The sequence below is a fragment of the Pantoea sp. SIMBA_079 genome (genome assembly GCF_046940275.1).
In the GTDB taxonomy this organism is placed as follows: Bacteria; Pseudomonadota; Gammaproteobacteria; order Enterobacterales; family Enterobacteriaceae; genus Pantoea; species Pantoea borealis.
In genome coordinates this window covers 1-245 of sequence record NZ_JAWRYR010000758.1, presented here as the reverse complement: position 1 = coordinate 245, position 245 = coordinate 1, and the positions used below count along the sequence as shown (strand labels likewise).

At 60.4% G+C, this 245-nt stretch carries 1 protein-coding gene; it reads left to right on the top strand.

Annotated features, from left to right (window positions below):
• On the top strand, positions 1 to 245 hold a 245-nt coding region (locus SB719_RS21985; RefSeq protein ID WP_412160009.1), incomplete at both ends, for an SRPBCC family protein.

The window sequence follows — 245 nt, the reverse complement described above, 5'->3', positions numbered from 1 at the left end:
GAACACCAAGGTGGCGGTGCAAACCACCTTGATGGAAAAAGCTAACTGGAAGCTGGTGCTGGAAAACAACCGCGAGTGCTACCACTGCAACGGTTCGCACCCGGAACTGCTGCAAACCCTGTTGGAGTGGGACGACACCAACGACCCGCGCGCCAGCCAGGAATTCAAGGACCACGTGGCCGCCTCCGCCGCTGCCTGGGAAGCCGAGAAGATCCCGTATCTGCACAAGAGCCACGGCCTGCGTA